General features: G+C 39.7%; 17 protein-coding genes. 7 read left to right on the top strand and 10 right to left on the bottom strand.

The features are described from left to right. Nucleotides 1–25 precede the first annotated feature (25 nt). The 3 genes from NCWK1_RS01960 to NCWK1_RS01950 all read right to left on the bottom strand — a co-directional run bounded on the left by NCWK1_RS01960 (nt 26) and on the right by NCWK1_RS01950 (nt 2239). Nucleotides 26–1288, bottom strand: coding sequence for a bifunctional folylpolyglutamate synthase/dihydrofolate synthase (locus NCWK1_RS01960; protein ID WP_103123518.1), 1263 nt, complete (start codon nt 1286–1288; stop codon nt 26–28). A gap of 121 nt (nt 1289–1409) precedes the next feature. Next, nucleotides 1410–1535 (bottom strand): photosystem II protein Y, encoded by a 126-nt coding sequence (locus NCWK1_RS01955; RefSeq protein ID WP_096581838.1) that lies wholly within the window; start codon nt 1533–1535, stop codon nt 1410–1412. Between the two features lie 176 nt (nt 1536–1711). Then, nucleotides 1712–2239 carry a gamma carbonic anhydrase family protein gene (locus tag NCWK1_RS01950; RefSeq protein ID WP_096585466.1) on the bottom strand — a complete coding sequence of 176 codons (528 nt, stop codon included), beginning with the start codon at nt 2237–2239 and terminating at the stop codon, nt 1712–1714. 242 nt (nt 2240–2481) lie between these two features. Between NCWK1_RS01950 and NCWK1_RS01945 the strand changes: the two genes are divergently transcribed. The 7 genes from NCWK1_RS01945 (at nt 2482) to NCWK1_RS01915 (ending at nt 10924) form a co-directional block, all read left to right on the top strand. Then, nucleotides 2482–2994 carry a TIGR02652 family protein gene (locus NCWK1_RS01945; RefSeq protein ID WP_096581840.1) on the top strand — a complete coding sequence of 171 codons (513 nt, stop codon included), beginning with the start codon at nt 2482–2484 and terminating at the stop codon, nt 2992–2994. Nucleotides 2995–3079: 85 nt separating this feature from the next. Beyond that, entirely contained in the window at nt 3080–3523 is a 444-nt protein-coding gene (locus tag NCWK1_RS01940) for a VOC family protein (protein ID WP_103123517.1), read from the top strand. Nucleotides 3524–3673: 150 nt separating this feature from the next. Beyond that, nucleotides 3674–6562 carry a M16 family metallopeptidase gene (locus tag NCWK1_RS01935; protein ID WP_103123516.1) on the top strand — a complete coding sequence of 963 codons (2889 nt, stop codon included), beginning with the start codon at nt 3674–3676 and terminating at the stop codon, nt 6560–6562. Between the two features lie 44 nt (nt 6563–6606). Next, on the top strand, nt 6607–7077 hold the full coding sequence (locus NCWK1_RS01930) for a cupredoxin domain-containing protein (protein WP_096585468.1): 471 nt from the start codon (nt 6607–6609) through the stop codon (nt 7075–7077). A 186-nt stretch (nt 7078–7263) separates the two neighbouring features. After that, nucleotides 7264–8091 carry a type I methionyl aminopeptidase gene (gene map / locus NCWK1_RS01925; RefSeq protein ID WP_096581846.1) on the top strand — a complete coding sequence of 276 codons (828 nt, stop codon included), beginning with the start codon at nt 7264–7266 and terminating at the stop codon, nt 8089–8091. 236 nt (nt 8092–8327) lie between these two features. Further along, nucleotides 8328–9275 (top strand): UV DNA damage repair endonuclease UvsE, encoded by a 948-nt coding sequence (uvsE, locus tag NCWK1_RS01920; protein WP_103123515.1) that lies wholly within the window; start codon nt 8328–8330, stop codon nt 9273–9275. A 50-nt stretch (nt 9276–9325) separates the two neighbouring features. Beyond that, nucleotides 9326–10924, top strand: coding sequence for an Hsp70 family protein (locus NCWK1_RS01915; RefSeq protein ID WP_103123514.1), 1599 nt, complete (start codon nt 9326–9328; stop codon nt 10922–10924). Here NCWK1_RS01915 and NCWK1_RS01910 read toward each other — a convergent pair. The 7 genes from NCWK1_RS01910 to NCWK1_RS01875 form a co-directional block, all read right to left on the bottom strand. Next, nucleotides 10921–12441 (bottom strand): hypothetical protein, encoded by a 1521-nt coding sequence (locus NCWK1_RS01910; protein WP_222838758.1) that lies wholly within the window; start codon nt 12439–12441, stop codon nt 10921–10923. The two genes, NCWK1_RS01915 and NCWK1_RS01910, sit on opposite strands and share 4 nt — an antisense overlap. Before the next feature lie 186 nt (nt 12442–12627). Beyond that, nucleotides 12628–13032 carry a hypothetical protein gene (locus NCWK1_RS01900; RefSeq protein ID WP_103123512.1) on the bottom strand — a complete coding sequence of 135 codons (405 nt, stop codon included), beginning with the start codon at nt 13030–13032 and terminating at the stop codon, nt 12628–12630. 31 nt (nt 13033–13063) lie between these two features. Next, complete coding sequence (locus NCWK1_RS01895) at nt 13064–13507, bottom strand: DUF29 domain-containing protein (protein WP_103123511.1); 444 nt, start codon at nt 13505–13507, stop codon at nt 13064–13066. 127 nt (nt 13508–13634) lie between these two features. Beyond that, nucleotides 13635–14465: an alpha/beta hydrolase gene (locus NCWK1_RS01890; RefSeq protein ID WP_103123510.1), complete on the bottom strand. Its 831-nt coding sequence runs from the start codon at nt 14463–14465 to the stop codon at nt 13635–13637. 133 nt (nt 14466–14598) lie between these two features. After that, a complete protein-coding gene (locus tag NCWK1_RS01885; RefSeq protein ID WP_096581858.1) occupies nt 14599–15456 on the bottom strand; it encodes a metal ABC transporter permease in 858 nt (285 codons plus the stop codon). A gap of 22 nt (nt 15457–15478) precedes the next feature. Continuing rightward, entirely contained in the window at nt 15479–16324 is an 846-nt protein-coding gene (locus NCWK1_RS01880; protein ID WP_103123509.1) for a metal ABC transporter ATP-binding protein, read from the bottom strand. Between the two features lie 120 nt (nt 16325–16444). Further along, nucleotides 16445–17503 (bottom strand): metal ABC transporter substrate-binding protein, encoded by a 1059-nt coding sequence (locus NCWK1_RS01875; RefSeq protein ID WP_103123508.1) that lies wholly within the window; start codon nt 17501–17503, stop codon nt 16445–16447. Nucleotides 17504–18084 lie beyond the last annotated feature (581 nt).

Below are 18084 nucleotides of genomic sequence, written 5' to 3'. Positions count from 1 at the left end.
TTTAAGAAGTCGGGTATCTTTTTGTTTACGCAGGATTTAATGTGCCTAAAAAATGACCAATTAAATACAGTGAACCACATAAAACTACTAAATTACTTGTGTCAGTAAATGCAGATTCTAAGGCGGATGTTAAATCATAATATGTTTGACAAAAAGATAGTTCAGGACAAATATTACTAGCAAGATTTGCTAATTCTTGAGGATTAGCTGAATTAGGATCTGGAACTGGGACTAAATATAATGTATCTCCGTTTTTTAGCAAAGCTTGAAAAATATCACTATGCTCTTTTGTAGAGAGCATTCCCATGATCCAAGTTACATTTTGATGATTTAAACTATCAACATAATGACGCAAGACTTGTGCTGCTGCGGGGTTATGTGCGCCATCAATTAATAATTTATGGTTGTGCCAAGTTAGCCATTGCATTCTTCCTGGCCATTTGGTTTTTGCCATACCGTTGATAATGGCTGATGCAGGAATTGGCAAACCTTGTTGTTGGAGAATTTCTAATGTTGCTAAGGCTAAAGCGGAATTAGTTAATTGAATTTGCCCTTGTAACGGTAGAGGATATTGAATTGAATTTCGAGGATTTTGAATTGTCTGATATTCTGCCCAGCCTGGAGAGATTGGCAGTGCAGGTTGGGGTGCAAATATTGGGCATTGTAATTCTTCGGCACGCGATCGCACAACTTTTGCGGCATCGGCTGGCAATGAACCCATGACAACCGGACACCCAGGCTTGATAATTCCGGCTTTTTCTCTAGCAATATCGGCTACCGTTGGCCCTAATTGTTGCCAATGTTCGCGGCTAATGGAAGTAATCACTGTCACCAAGGGTTCAGAACAGACATTAGTCGCATCTAAACGGCCGCCTAACCCAACTTCTATGACTGCAATATCAACTTGTTGCTGGGCAAAATACAACCAAGCAGCTGCGGTAATAATCTCAAACTGAGTGGGATATTCATCATCAGGGGAAACAGCAGCCTGGACTTTTTGTAAAAGTTGACTCAATTCCTCTGAAGAAATTGGCTGTTCATTGATACAAATCCGTTCTGTCCAATCAATGAGATGAGGAGAAATGTAACGCCCTGTGCAATAACCAGCTTCTGTCAGCACTGAAGACAGATAAGCACAAACAGAACCTTTACCATTTGTACCAGCAACATGAATCACCGAGATGCGATCGTGAGGATTGCCAAGGTTTGCCAATAGTTTGAGAATACGTGAGAGTCCCAGATTGACACCAAAATGTTGCAAGGGTTGAAGTAAAGAATCGATATCCACAAAATGAAGTATGAAGTGTGAAATTTTATTTTTTAACCTTCTGCCTTCTGCCTTCTATCAACAAAACCGACTGCCCTTTACCAGAAACAGTCGGTTTGAAGGTGCTAATGTAAATTTATGTTTAGGCTTCTCTGTTTAAAAAGTTTTGAACTTGTCTCAAAGCTGCTGCACCAATGTTAAACACAGCCCAGCCAGCTGCAACAGCGATAGGCGCTAAAACGATCGCTACACGAAAATCGATATCCATAATTTAGAACCCCTCTATTAAGTAGAAATTAAAGTTTTATCAACTCTTCTCATTTTTATTTTTAGCTGAAGTGGGCATTTTTTCCAACATTCTATGTAAAGAAAAATTACAGAATGGTCAATAGTCATTTATCAATAGTCATTTGTCATTTGTTATTCTTCATGTTTCTTAGTCTTTTAGTGTTGGTGAAAACCAAGATCATTGCCCTTCCCAGCATGAACTAAGGCTAACTTTTTGTAACGTTCAGCGTGTTCAATTAGTTCTGCGGCTTCGGTTTCGCTTAGTTGACGTAAAACTTTACCAGGAATGCCCACGACTAAAGATAAAGGGGGTACATCTTTTGTCACAACTGCGCCTGCACCGATAATACTACCGCTGCCCACCCTGACACCATCTAAAACTACTGCCCCAATGCCAATCAAACTGCCGCGCTCAATATAGGCAGAATGTATCACAGCACGATGTCCTACAGTCACATGATCTTCTAAAATAGTGGGCAAACCAGGGTCGCCGTGGAGAATGGCTCCATCTTGGATATTTGTGCATTCACCAATTTCAATACGCTCTACATCTGCCCGAATGACTGCTCCATACCAAATACTGGCTCCTGCTTGGATTTTCACAGAACCTATGACAACAGCATTATCTGCGACAAAGGCTGCTGGAGAAAAATCAGGAGATGGCCAGTAAGAAGCAGTAGACACGATAGAATAAGAATATGGTACCCAGGAACACTGGAGAAACTCCAACCGTTGAGGGACTGGTTGCATAACCAGAATATCATGTTGTTAGGCCTCTACACTGAGGAAAACACAGTCTACAATTGTTCTAAACTGCAAATACGTTTCCGTGCAGTTACAAACAATTCGCCCAAAGTGGAGGAGCCGAAGTGTAAAATCGAACCTAATGGTGCTAGTGAAGAAGAAATTATGTTTGTACGCACTTCATGATTAATCCAGGTTTGCAGTACCCAATATTTGGTCACGAAATTCAGTGTCCCCATTGTCGGCAAACTATTCCGGCTTTGACACTTACAGATACCTATCTTTGTCCTCGTCATGGCGCGTTTGAAGCCAACCCTACGACTGAGGAGTTAATTCATCTACAGTCAGGTCGTCATTGGCGCAGATGGAATGGGGAATGGTATAGACAACACACTCATCCTGATGGGATACGGTTTGAAATTCACGAAGCTTTGGACAAACTGTATACCCAAGGCTACCGAGCGACACGGGTAATTATTGCCAGACGTTATCAGGAGTTGATGAGTGGTTATTTAGAACGCAGCACTCCTTGGCGTTCTGGACAGCCAGAGACGACATCAGCGCGTCTATATGGCTTACCAGTAGAATTTAGTCCCGATTCCACAGCAGAACCTTGCTGGGAAGTGATTAATTTCGATCTGGAAAAAGAGCCAGGGGTTCCTGTACGCTACCCTTATTTCAGGTTGTTTGAATAAGAGTCAGTGGTCATTAGTCAATAGTCATAAGTAAATGCAAATGACAAAGGACAAATGACCATTGACAATTGACTATTGACAAATTATGCACCACGCCTCTATCCGCACTGCGAATATTCATCAAGCGATCGCTTTTTATGAGTTGCTGGGGTTTACAGTATGTGAACGCTTCACTACAGGCTATACCCTGGCTTGTTGGATGGAAGGATTAGGCGGACGAATTGAACTGATTCAAATTCCCGAACCAAAACCAGCACCAGATGCTTTTGCAGATGAGCATTATGTGGGGTATTATCATTTATCCTTTGATTTAACAGAAGTCACCCCAGATTTACCTAGCTGGCTGATAGACTTAAAAACACGCTTTGCATTGGCAGCACAAAGCCAGCCAGAACAATTATCACCCCTCAAAGTCCTTTTAGAACCAACACAACAGCAAATAGGCGATCGCATTTGGGAAGTAGCTTTTATTGCAGACAGTGATGGTTTACCTTTAGAATTTATTCGGACTTTAAATAAACTCGGTTAAATAAACTTACCTCTTTATATACTTTTTGTTGTTAGACTAATTTTTCTTTGGTAGTGTCGCTGATTTCAGCGATCCCGAAAAAAGAATAGACTATTACTAATTACGCTTATAAGTGTGTAATTAGATTTAATAAATACATCTACCAAAAAAATGCTTCGGTTTTTTATAGGGTATAAATATCGTTGGTCATTATTACTGTTAAGTCTCTGGATAATTACAGTATTTTTGATAGCTGATCAACCAGCTAACAGCAAGTATACAGCTACATTAAAATCTCAAAATATTAAAACCAACTTGATTGCAACTCATATAAATTCTTCAACCATAACAGCAAACGTGCGTAAAACCATATTAGAAAATGGTCTGATTGTTTTAACAAAAGAAGTACATACTGCACCAGTTGTGAGTGTGCAAATGTGGTACAAAGTCGGTTCACTCCATGAAGCACCAGGAGTAAATGGTATTGCACATCAGCTAGAACACATGATGTTCAAAGGTACAAAAGACCGTCCAGTTCAATTTGGTAGGTTATTTAATGCTTTAGGTAGCGACTCAAATGCTTTTACTAGTTACGACCAAACGGCTTACTATAGCACTATAGAACGAGACAAACTTAAAGCATTGTTAGTTCTAGAAGCAGATAGAATGCAAAATTCTCTCATTGAGCCTGAGCAACTAGCAAGTGAAAAACGGGTAGTAATTTCAGAATTACAAGGCTATGAAAATAGTCCAGAATATCGCCTCAATCGTGCTGTAATGCACGCAGTATTTCCTAACCATGCTTACGGTTTACCTGTTGGTGGTAACAAAGCAGATGTAGAAAAGTTCCAAGTTGAACAAGTACAAGAATATTATCGGAAATTTTATACTCCTGATAATGCTGTTTTAGTGATTGTCGGAGATTTCCAAACAGCGAAAACTCTAGAAACAGTCAAAGAGATATTTGGTAAATTACCGAAGAGGCAGGAGGCAGGGGGCAGGGGACAGGGGACAGGGGAAGAATTTTTTACTCAGCACGGGCTAAACGCCCCGCTACCGCTAACAAAACTCAACACTCCCATCTTACTCAGAGAACAGGGAGCAGCAGCGATGCTACAAGTAGTTTATCCATTACCTAATTTAAATCACCCAGATATTCCTGCTTTAGAAGTGATGGATTACATTTTGACAGAGGGAAGGAATTCACGGCTTTATCAGGCTTTGGTGGAATCTGGTTTAGCGAGTGAAGTAACAGCTTCTGTCGCTAGTTTGCGAGATGCTGGCTGGTATGAATTGTTAGTGACAGCAGATGATCATCAAGATCTGAAAAAGATTGAAACAGTATTAAATCGTGCGATCGCTAATTTAGCGCAAAAAGGGGTGAAGGCGGAGGAAATTACTAGGGCTAAAATGCAGGTAGAAGCTGGAGTGATTTTAAGTAATCGTGATATTACCAGCCAAGCAATGCAATTAGCTAACGATGAAACAACCGCTGGTGACTATCGTTATACTGAACGTTATTTAACGGCTGTTAGTCAAGTTACAGATGCGGATATTATTAATGTAGTTAACAAATACCTGAAACCAGAAATGCGTGTAGTCGGCTTATTCCAGCCAACTGAGGAAAAAATCACGGAAACTGGTAAAAAAATCAACTTAAATCAAACTACAGAAAATTTAGCTGCTACTACACCTGTACCCGCATCAGAGGTGGATAAATATTTACCATCATTAGAAGAAACAACGGATGCTATTAAGCAAGTTTCTCACAATGGCAGTTACAACACTTCTAACCCTGCTCTACCAGAGAAATTCACCTTAGCTAACGGTCTGCAAGTATTACTATTACCAGATAAAAGTACTCCTACCATAACTTTAAACGGCCACATCAAAGCGGGAACAGAATTTGATTTAGAAAATCAAGCGGGAATAGCATCCCTCGTCGCTGATAACTTAATGAGTGGGACTAAAAGCAAAAATGCCTTAACTTTGGCTAAAGCCTTAGAAGAAAGAGGTGCATCGCTCGATTTTACCGCTTATCGTGAAGGTGTCAGGATTGAAGCTGATAGTTTAGCCGCCGACTTACCCATCTTGATTCAAACCTTCGCGGATGCGGTGAAAAACAGTACATTTCCCAAAAAAGAATTGGAATTAAATCGTCAGCAAGCTTTAACAGACCTCAAACAAGAACTGGATGATCCCGCAGAAGTAGCTAAAAGAATTTTTGTCCAATCAATTTACCCGAAACAACATCCCCTGCATACCTTCCCTACTCAAAAGAGTCTACAAAGAATTAAGCGTGAGGATGCCATTGCTTTTAAGACAAAATATTATCGTCCAGATACAACAGTGCTAGTTATAGTGGGAGATTTTGAACCTACTCAAGTGCGATCGCTTATCCAACAAGAATTAGGAGACTGGCCAGTTAGTGGTCAACCACCACAGCAACAATATCCAGAGGTGAATTTACCAGATAGTGGGTTAAGTGTAAACCCTGTGATTGCAGGTAAAACTCAAGCTATTACTTTTATGGGTAGTACAGGGATTAACCGTCAAGACCCACGATATTATGCAGCTGTAGTATTAAATCAAATTGTGGGAGGCGATACATTATCTAGTTACTTAGGAGCAGAAGTGCGCGATCGCCAAGGCTTAACTTATGGTATATATAGCTACCTGCAAGCGCAAAAAAATTCTGGGACATTTTGGATTGAAATGCAAACTAGTCCTGAAGATAGTAGCAAAGCGATCGCTAGTACCCGCAAACTCTTACAAGAAATTCATCAGCAAGGTGTCACAGCAAACGATGTAGAAACAGCTAAAAATACCTTAATTAGCAACTATAAAATTTCCCTCGCTGACCCTGAAGAATTAGCACATACAATTCTCATGAATCAGGTACGGGGAATGGACATAACAGAACTAAATTCCTTCGCTGATCAAATTAAACAAGTTACCCTTGCCCAAGTCAATCAAGCCGCCCGTGAGTTACTCCACCCAGATAAAATTGTAGTAGTTACAGCTGGGCCTGCTGTTGTTGCAGATAAAAATCATCATTAATGATGAATTGTCAATGTCATTTTTTTAGCGAGGACAAAAAAGTAATGAAAAAATTTTTAGTGAAAGCATTTATATTTCAATTGTCTTTGATACTAAGCCTGAGTTTTATCGATTTCATTCCCTCAGCAATTGCAGCTAATTTACCTAGTGATTTGCTAAAACAACCAGCTACAGAAATTACAGTAAACTTAGGTAATTCTGCCAACGAACTCAAGTTTGAACCAAATCACCTAGAGTTCATCGCAGGTAAACGCTATCTACTACAACTCAAAAATCCCAGTCAATTAAAACACTACTTTACAGCTAAAGATTTTGCTGATGGCATTTGGACACAAAAAGTAGAAGCCGGCAAAGTAGAAATTAAAGGAGCTATTCACGAACTAGAATTAAAGCCAGGTGCAGAAGCTGAATGGGTTTTTGTCCCTTTAAAAACCGGAAAATATAGTTTACGCTGTACCATACCAGGGCATACTGAAGCTGGGATGACAGGAGAAATTATTGTCGGTAATTTGTAATTACCTGGAAAAAATCAGTTATAGGTCATTTGTGAGATGCGGACATAAACTAATCATCAAACATAGACAACAACTGAATTTCAAGCCTATGAACTGTTATAAATTAAATATAGATATAGTTTCTCAATTATCCTAGAAAAAGCATAGGCTCCGTAGCGACAAAGTATCAGTAATTATTATCAGCACATGAACATTTTTAGCAACTTGCTTTCTCAACCAGTTAAAGTCACACCAGCAAAAAAACAACGCCGAGGAATCGAAATCAAATCGCCGCGTGAAATTGATATTATGCGGCAATCGGCGAAAATAGTTGCAACGGTATTGAAAGAAATTTCTGCACTAGTCAAACCAGGAATGACAACAGCCGACTTGGATGCTTACGCAGAAAAACGCATCCGGGAAATGGATGCAACCCCAAGTTTTAAAGGATACCACGGGTTTACTGGCTCTATTTGTTCCAGTATTAACAACGAAGTAGTACATGGTATCCCCAGTCCCAAGAAAGTCATCCGTGCAGGGGATGTATTAAAAGTAGATACAGGCGCTTATTATCAAGGTTTCCACGGCGATTCTTGTATTACAATTGCTGTTGGTGAAGTTACCCCAGAAGCGGCTAACTTAATTCGTGTAGCTGAAGAAGCTTTATATAAAGGTATAGAACAAGTTAAAGCTGGTGCATATCTCCTTGACTTGGCTGGAGCGATTGAAGACCATGTAAAAGCCAATGGTTATAGCGTGGTAGAAGAATTCACCGGACATGGTGTAGGTCGGAACTTGCACGAAGAACCTTCAGTATTTAACTTTCGCACACGAGATATGCCGAATGTGAAATTGCGTGCGGGAATGACTTTAGCAATTGAACCAATTTTAAACGCAGGTTCTAAACACACCCGTACATTAGCTGACCGTTGGACAGCTGTAACAGTAGATAATTCCCTATCGGCTCAGTTTGAGCATACAGTTTTGGTGACAGAAACTGGTTATGAAATTTTGACCGATCGCACTAAAGTTTAGTAGGTGATAGGTGACAGGTTACAGGTTACAGTCTTTTGCTGTTATTTATATTGCCTGATATCTTGACTGTCTTGGCGATCGCAATTCATCCCGACAGCGCATTGGATAAATTAACGTTGGGATGAATTTTTGCTGTTGAAATTTAATATCGGGAAAATTCATCCTAGAGAGACTTAGCAGAGAAGGCAGAAATTAGTTCAATCAATAAAGTAGCGAAAACTCCAGCATTTGCAAAAATGACCATTATCCAGTGCCAAAATCTAGTGAATCAACAGCAACAGCCGCAAACTATTCTGCCAAACTTAGGCTTAGTTTGTATTACAGTTTCTCAGCAAGTTCGCTTTAAAACAATCACACGCACGCGTTACTTAAAATTCTCCCTGGCGGAACGGGAAAGCACATTACGGCAACTTTATCAACATAACTTGCAGCGTTTACATGATGCTTTGACTTTCTGTGAACAGAATCAAATTCGCCTCTATCGAATGACTTCTAATTTATTCCCCATGAATGATTTAGAAGACCAAATTGGCGAAAATCTCTTAGAAGAAATGGCTGATGAGTTGGGCAAAATTGGTCAACGCGCAGTTGCACTTGGTATCAGAATGGTACTGCATCCTGATCAATTTGTAGTGTTGAGTTCTGATTCACCAGAAGTTGTACAAACCAGTATTAATATTTTATCTAGACACGCGCGAGACTTAGATTTACTTGGTTTACCTCGTTCGCCTTGGTCGTTGATGAATATTCATGGTGGGAAATCGCAACGCGCCGAAAAGTTGGTAAAAGTGATTTTACAATTACCAGAAGCGATCAAAAGTCGCTTAACTTTAGAAAACGACGAATACGCCTATAGTGCTAGTGAAATTTTAGCAGTCTGCCAAGAAGCCGAAATTCCGCTGGTATTTGACGCTCATCACCATATTTGTCACGAAAATTTAGATAGCTACAATGATCCGAGTGTGGCTACTATGTTTGAAGCGGCGCGATCAACTTGGAAAAATCCAGATTGGCAATTAGTTCATATTTCTAACGGTGAAACAGCCTTTAAAGATAGAAAACACAGTGATTTAATTACCGATATGCCTGATATTTATTATCAAGCACCGTGGATAGAAGTTGAAGCCAAACGAAAAGAAGAAGCGATCGCCCATTTGCGTAGTTGCTGGCTTATGGGAAAATAATATTTTTGTTGAGAAAATTTTGCGCTTTGGCATGAAATAATAAAAAGACTATGGCGATCGCAATCGATTTTGGTACTAGCAACACAGTCATTGCCCGTTGGAATCCTGTCACCCAGCAGGCGGAAACTCTGAGTTTACCTGGTTTATCAATTCAACAGAGTCTCAATCCCCCACTGATTCCCAGCTTGGTGTATGTAGAAGACGCAGCCCAGAGTAAAGTTTTAGTAGGGCAACAAGTACGCGATCGCGGTTTAGATCTCAAAGGCGAATCTCGATTTTTTCGCAGCTTCAAACGCGGTATTGGTGCAGAAATTCAAGGCTTTTTACCAGAATTAGACGGAGAAACTCTCACCTTTGAACAAGTTGGACAATGGTTTCTCAATCAAGTGATTGCCCAACTAGCACCCTTAGAAGGCGGCTTAGACTCGCTCATATTAACTGTCCCCGTCGATAGTTTTGAAGCTTATCGCCACTGGTTAGGTACAGTTTGTCAAAGCCTCCCCGTCGAACAAGTGCGGATGTTAGATGAACCCACCGCCGCCGCCTTGGGTTACGGTTTGGCTGATCAAGAAAATCTCTTGGTGATTGATTTTGGTGGCGGTACATTAGATTTATCTCTAGTCAGCTTGGATAAAGGCGCACAAGGAAACACTAAACCCATCGGATTTTTGCTTAAATTTGGTAATAAATCCCTAGCGGAAAATTCCAAGCAAAAAGTCAAAACCGCGCGTGTATTGGCAAAAGCTGGGCAAAATTTAGGCGGAACAGATATTGATAATTGGGTAGTTGATTACTTTGCCAAAACTCAAGAATTGGCGGTGAGTCCGTTGACAACAAGATTAGCCGAAAAAGTCAAAATTCAGCTATCAACTCAAAACCAAGCCAGTGAAGTTTATTTTGACGATGAAACATTTACCAGTTACGAATTAAATTTAGACCGTGATCAGTTAGAAAATATCCTCAAAGAACACGGATTTTTTGAGCGCCTAGACGAGTCAATGACCAATCTCTTGCAGCAAGCACGCCGCCAGGGAATTGAACTCGCAGATATTAATGCAGTGTTGTTAGTTGGGGGAACTGTGCAACTACCAGCAGTGCAGACATGGGTAAAACAGTATTTTGCACCAGAAAAAATCCGTTGCGAAAAGCCTTTTGAAGCGATCGCCCAAGGTGCATTGCAGTTATCTCAAGGCGTGGAAATCAAAGACTTTCTCTACCACAGTTATGGTATTCGTTACTGGGATCGACGCAACCAACGCCACAGTTGGCATCCGATTATTAAATCAGGGCAAGCTTACCCAATGAATCAAGCGGTGGAATTATTTTTAGGCGCATCTGTGGAGAATCAACCTAGCATCGAATTAATTATTGGGGAATTGGGCGCAGACACAGGCAACACCGAAGTTTATTTTGATGGCGATCGCTTAATTACTCGCCGTCTCGATAGCGGTGAAACCACCGTTAAACCTCTGAATGATAGCGCAGGCGCGAGAACCATTGCTCAACTCACACCGCCAGGGTATCCGGGGAGCGATCGCGTGAAAATCCTCTTTCAAGTTGATGAGCAAAGATTTTTGCGAATCTCCGTTGAAGATTTGTTGACAAATGACACCTTGTTAGAAAATCAACTCGTTGCCCAGTTGAGTTAAAGAATATGAATATCATTTAAGTGTTCATAATTATGTCCTTTATTGTCAGGTAATACCGGAGACAAAGCGTTCTGTTTTGCAAGGATTGATTCTGACCAATTGTTGAGACTTCTATCAGAAATCCAATGTTCAAATTCATGTAGAGAATAGACAACTGGCGGTATATTCAACCCCATAAGAGAGCAATAATCAGTTTGCTTTACCATTTCTCCAAAAACTGTAGATGCAGCAATACTGTCATAAAAAGTCATAATTAGAGGAATCACAGGCTTATCCTTCAGATTAAGAGCCTCTACTGTTATTGCAATTTGCTCCAACGCAGAGTGAATCCGACACCAAAGATCAGCAAGTTTATCAGCCTGAAAATAAGCACTGGTATCCGAAGACATAACACTACTTTTGCACTCTACTACGATATATGAATTTTGGGTTGTAATAAGAAAATCAGCACGCTTATCTTTACAAGAGATAGAATTTTTGACTTCAGGTATTTTTTCAAAATATTTGGGGCAAATAAAAGGAAATAGTACATTTTCAAGATAATCTTCAAACGCGCGGCTTCGGTTATGATTAACAACAATACTTTTTATCTGATTCCAGCATGATTCCGTAAAAGAAAAAGGATCTGGCAAACAGAATTTTTCATTATTCAATTCAATAAAAGGAATCTCTAGTAAATAGTTGTAAAATAGCGGCTGATAAAAATCAGGAACACTCTTAAGAGTTTTGTTGATCTTACTACGAAATGAAGTATCAGCTTTTGATGAGAAAAGTGTACTATTTTGTTTAACAAATACTTTTAAATTTTCTGAATTAATGCCTAATTGTTCAAGTTCATCTTCCATAACAGGAAGCTGAGAAAAATCCAAAAAACCTTTTATTTTGGCAAAGAAGCCAAACAGAGATAAACAAGCTAAAAATTGCCTGAAGTAATTTGTTGGAATTAGACCTATATGATTAAAAAAATCATTTGAAAATTGTTGATTTGAGCGACGATCTAATAACTCAATTAGCTTGATTGTTCTGTGTATACGAGAAAGTGGATATCCAAAACCAGCATTTTGAAAAGCTCCTAGACGTTGTATGAATAAACCAGCTATATGAGTACGAATTACTTCTTTATTTAAAATACTACTTAGCCTTAATGTCCAGTTACGTACTTGTTTTTCATTTTTATTTTCCCAATCTAAGATTGAGCTTAATATAATGTTGACTTCTTCTTCAAGAATACGCTGATCTGAAATAGTGTGTCCACCCCAATTGTGGTAAGTATAAATTAAATTATCAAACGTCTGAACACTAATCTTCTCTCTCCGATGGGGATTACCTGCACTAGCAATTAACATGAGCCGGACAGCATAATTGCGTTCGGTGTTACTATGCGACCTATCTATATGATCTGAGTATTGAGTTTCCCACTTTTGCCAGCATTTTTGAGTTCCTATCTCCAAAACGGATATTGAATTGTAGCGGCGAATAAACTCACGTAACTCAGAAAAACTTTTGAAATCCATCATGTGTCCCTACTTACTGCAACAACTCATGACTTGATAACATAGGTATAGGTGAACTTAAAAATCCTTGTGTATTCCGTGTCACAATAAAATCTATACCTGGTTAGAAAATCAGATTGTGGCACATTTGAGTGAAGATAAAAAGCTTTGTTACAAATTTTAGTATATTTGTACTAAAATTGAACAGCCTTATAAATCTTCGCCTTCAACTCCACCCGCATTGAAGCCGTAACCAATCAAATCCTCAAGCGTGAGTTCGAGAACCTGTTCATCCTTGAGGTGAGCAGCTATCAAAGCCAGCCGATGTAATTCTTGTTCAATTTCAAAAATCCGGTTACAAAGTTGCTGAATTTCTTGTTTTTCCTCGCTAGAAATATCATCTTGCGAGAAGAGAGTATAGCCGCTTCTAACGCCATGACCATAATCGTATCGAGAACTACGAATCATGTAGGAACGAACTTTTTTTATGTCTTGCAGGAATGTGTTTAGCACCTGATTTCGTTTATCAAGCCGTGATTGAAGTTGCTGTTGACGTTGTGCTATGGCTTGTTTAATCTCTTGGCCTGTTTTGTGAAAGGTAATGTGGATAGACATTTGAAAGTGTTTTATGAGAATTTTTTGAAACTTAACAACTAAGAAAATTCGGGTCAAGAATCTGAGCTATTGTGTAAGGGCATTCAGTTGGAAATATTTCTATTGGTATTTGTGTTTCCTTGGCTGCATCTCTACGCGCACGTCGATAGTATTTCTCTATCCACTCTATATCTTGAATAAAACGTTGCAAACTTGGTGTATCTTCTAAACAATCTTGAATTTTATCTCGACAGTTAGAAAGTGTATTATTCCAACTTTGCGTTCTTTTTTCAGGTTGGTGCTGGCATTGAAGTAAGTGCATCATTAGCACTTGTAAGTAGCTACCAAGTTCCCTTTGTTCACTGCGCCCCAATGCTTCTAATTCCTCTACCAAATGTTCAACGTCTAATTCTGCCCAACGTCCCTTTTTTAAATATTCAGCTTGTTGTTGCGTCCATTCTAAGAAGTCTTGATCATAGATTTCTACTTTACCCATTAGCTTTTACTCTCTTGTTTAATCAAGGTGAGTTTATTAAATATTCAATTACACTCAATCTATCATCTACAGCTACTTTGAGTAGTTATGTAATACTAGCTGATTGGGGTAGTTGAGTGCGATCGCCTCATTTAACATTACGATTCTTAATTAGTTGCTCAAATGCTGCTAAACTTTTTCGATGTTTCTCATTTGCAATCCAAGTAAAATCATCATGACCTGCACCATCTACCCACAATGACATTTTAGGATCAGGTGCGGCTGAGTATAGTGTATATCCATGTTGAATCGGAATAGTTTGGTCGGCTTGACCGTGCATAACTAAGATTGGACAATTGACTTGCGGAAGTTTTTTCAGGTTAGAAAACTTATCGAAGGGAAGTAAGGGAAAAGGTACAACAACTCGAAAAGCAGATGTAAATGTACTCTCCAATATCAAGCCAGCCACAGGATGACGTGTTGCTAAATCAACAGCTGATCCTCCGCCAACAGAACGTCCATAGACGATAATTTTCGTCGTTGGGACTTTTAGCTGCTGTGTGAGGTAAGTGTATGCAGCTTCAGCATCTTGGTAAGCATTAGATTCGCCAGGTTTGCCATCGCTAGTGCCATAACCGCGATAGTCATAAGCAAAAACGCTAAATCCCCATTGATGTAAACGTTCTAAAAACGGCTGAACATCACCAATATCTTCGGCGTTACCGTGGATGTAGAGCATTGTATACTCTGCTCTGGGATTAGGTAAATACACCGCCGAAATCTTCTGTTTGTCAGTAACGGGTACTTTCAAAATACTGGCATTGTCTTGATAAGTAGCAGGCTGAGGCAGAAAAATCATGCTATCTGCTCTAAAAAAGACATAAAATGCGAAAAAGCCGTAAATAAACAACAATGAGCGAACTAGCCGTTTCCAACTGAGTTCACCAATCAACAGCTTTCTAAGTTGCGATCGCGACATGAATGTATGGGAAGTTTATGAGGTAATAATCAATTTTTCCCAAAACTCATACTCAGACTTCTAGAAAGATGGAAACCTGCTTCATTACTGTCTTAATCATCCATCTTTCACTGAAGGCGATATTACAAGACTATTAGCCTTGATAATGTTGGGTGGAAAGAGGTGGGATGTAGCGTTTACGCCGACTTTGAATACTTTTGCAAACTAGTACGCAGCCAAAAATGAAGGTTGACAGCAGAACCACACTTGCACCAGAAGCAATATCTAAGTAGTAACTGAGGTAAATTCCAGCAAAGGCGATCGCTGCGCCTAAAATGCCGGAAATGATCATAATATAGCCAAAGCGATCGCTCAAAAGTCGGGCAATAGACGCAGGAATTACGACCGCAGAGATAATTAATGTCACGCCTAAAACGTTAAGTGTGGCTACTAGCAAGGTTGCCAGCATGAGGGCAAATAATGTATCCATAGCTACTACAGGTACGCCATGCACCTGTGCTACTTCTCTGTCAAAACACCAAAACAGTAAAGGGCGATAAAACAAAAACACTAAGCTCAAAATCACAAACGTTACCCCAATTACACACCACAAATCCGTAGGGGAAACGCCCAATACATTACCAAATAAAGCCGCTTCAAAGTTTTGGCTAAATTTGCGATAGGTGCTAATTACGGCTACACCCAAAGCAAAACTTGCAGTTGTGACAATTCCAATGGCTGCATCCGAGTAGACTTTACGCCCAGTTAAATATTGAATGAGCAAGGCGGCGGCAAATCCCCAAATCCCAGAGCCAATGTAAAAATTGAGTCCTAAAACATAGCTCAGTACGGCTCCGCCCAAAATTGCATGGGAAAGGCCATGAGCAATATAACTCATACGGCGAGTGATGATATATACACCCATCACCCCGCACAATAGCCCCGCCATCATCCCAACAATAACGGCGCGACTGAAAAATTCATACTGAAAAGGTTTGAGCAGAAACTCCATGTGTTTAATTTTGAATTGAGGATTAAGGCTTGTGTCCGTTGTGGTTTAAATGGACTTTTCGCAAAATTTGCGGCAAATTATCTTGCATTTGATGGCGTAACGAAGTGCCTGCGTTAGCAATCAAAATGCGATCGCTTTGATGAAAAACCACCATTTCTGCACCAAAAGTCTCTTTTAAAATTGCAGGAGTAAACACATCACTCGGTTCACCTTGGGCAATAATGCTGTGATTAAAACACACTACCCAAGGCAGATGCGTCGCCACCGAGTTGAGGTCATGGGTTGATAGGAGAATTGTCAAACCTTGTTGATTAAGTTCTGCTAACAGATGTAACAGTTCATGCTGCACACGCAAATCTGAACTACTAGTTGGTTCATCTAAAAGCACAATTTCTGGTTCACCCACTAGCGCCCTAGCGATAAACACTCGTTGCTGTTGTCCGCCAGATAACTCACCAATGGGTCGATGAGCGATGTGCGCTACTCCCACCCGTTCTAATAGTGCCTTGGCCATGATGCGATCGCGTCGTGATGACCAAGGTAAAAATTGCTGCTTGCGGTAACGCCCCATCATGACTACTTCTAATGCTGTTACTGGAAAATTCCAATCTACCGTTTCTACCTGCGGTACATAACCGACCTTTGGTGGTGCAGTTCCCGGTTTTAAGCGCTTTCCTCGAAACCAAATTTCCCCAGCCCAAAGTGGAACCAACCCTAATATTGCTTTGATTAGGGTTGTTTTCCCACTACCGGAAGGCCCCACTAAACCAGACAGTTGCCCAGGATATAAGGACAAATTGACGTTAGTCAATACTGGTTGGTTTTGGAAACCACAGGTAAGGTTTCTAATTTCTAATATTGTTTCCATGCACACAAGAAGTAAAAAGTATGAAGTATGAAGTGTGAAGTGTGAAGTGCGGGACGAGGGGGACAAGGTAGAATATGCGACTAAAAACTTACAACTCAGCACTCCACACTCCGCACTTTGTTATTTAGTAGCCGTGGTAGCTGGGCCAACAACATTGGTGGTGTTTAGCTTGTCCACTAACTGGGGATTTCCCCCCAGATTTTCGGCAATGATTCGCAGATTGTTTGCCATCATGCCAATGTAAGTATGTTGAGGATTGGTATTTTCTATGGCATTAGCTGATCCTGTTCCAGGTAATTCATCATCAGCCGTGTTTGCTATTTTGACTTTCGCTTCTCTAGCAATTTGTTCTTCAACTTTGCTGGGGTAGACTTCCGAACCAAAAATTGCGGGTACACCAGTTTTGCGAATCTGGTCGATGAGTTTGGCTACATCTTGCGCTGAAGGTTCTTTAAAATCTGAAGGTTGGATTGCGCCAATGACCTCAAAGCCATATTCTCTAGCCCAGTAAGCCCAAGAGTCGTGGTATGTCAAAAGTTTGCGATTTTTAGCCGGAATACTCGCTACGACTTCACGGCTAACTTTGTCTAATGCGTCCAAGCGTTGTAAGTAGTTATTTAAATTTTGAGCGTAGTATTCTTTACCTTCGGGGTCTAACTGTGTTAGCTGTTTGGCGGCTAATTTAGCGTAAGCTTCTGCGTATTTGGGGTTTACCCATAAATGGGGATTAGGGTCTCCTTTTTCTTTGGGAAAGCTAAAGTCAAAAATCCACTGAGCTTCATTTATGGTATTGTTACCTAGCTCATAAACGTTTGTTTCTTTGGGTTTAGAAGTTTTTGCCAGTTTTTCGGTTGGGGCTTCTAAGCGCAGTCCATTAACGATAATTAAGTTAGCCTTAGACAGCAAATCGGCATCGCTAGGACGGGGTTCAAAGGTGTGAGAATCAGTCCCTTCAGGAATTATGCCTTTGACTTCAGTGCGATCGCCTGCAATGTTACTCACAATATTGGTTATGGGTGCAACTGTTGTCACAACTATTAGTTTGCTTTTGGTTTGGTTCTGTACAGGTTGTGCAGTCGCATCATTTTCCGTGGGGCTAGGAGCTACTGCTGCATTTTGAGGCGCATTACAAGCTGTGAGGAATAAACCAAATATTAATAACAATGCAGATGTTTTCATTACTTCGATAGTAGTAATTTTTTGGGTGTTATTTATTCACTAGTAAATATTTTTGCTTCTAGCTAATACAATCCCCTCTTAGAGGATTTTTCTCTAACTTTTATGTTTTTTTAACATATTACTGGAATGAGTATTAATTCTTTCTTAAAAACCTCGCTAATTCATGCTAAAGATAGATGTTTCTCGATAAAAATATCCCCTTTATAGGATAAATCTCAGGTAATAATTATTTTTTGCCAGTAATATCAAACTAATTTTACTAATCAATAAAAAATCCAATGTCAGTACATCCGGCTATTTAATATAACCCAATAGATTTAGTTTTAAAATTAATTAATATTTAGATTAAATATTCCTCTTAATAAAATTATTATTTTTTAACAATTAGTAAGTATTATTCTTAATTTTAAATACTATTTGGTATTTATTCAATTTGACTTTAAAATAAATATTACTTTCTTTGTCAATTTCATATATTTGCAAAAGCAATACATCAAAAGTTTGTACGGATATCATCGTAATTTTTGTGACAACTTTAGTATTGGTAGCATTAGTATGTTAGAAAATATAAATACAAAAGT

The organism is Nostoc cycadae WK-1 (assembly GCF_002897135.1).
Taxonomy (GTDB): Bacteria; Cyanobacteriota; Cyanobacteriia; order Cyanobacteriales; family Nostocaceae; genus Nostoc_B.
Note: the sequence above shows the minus strand (reverse complement) of the source record. Positions and strands in the feature narration are given on the sequence as shown.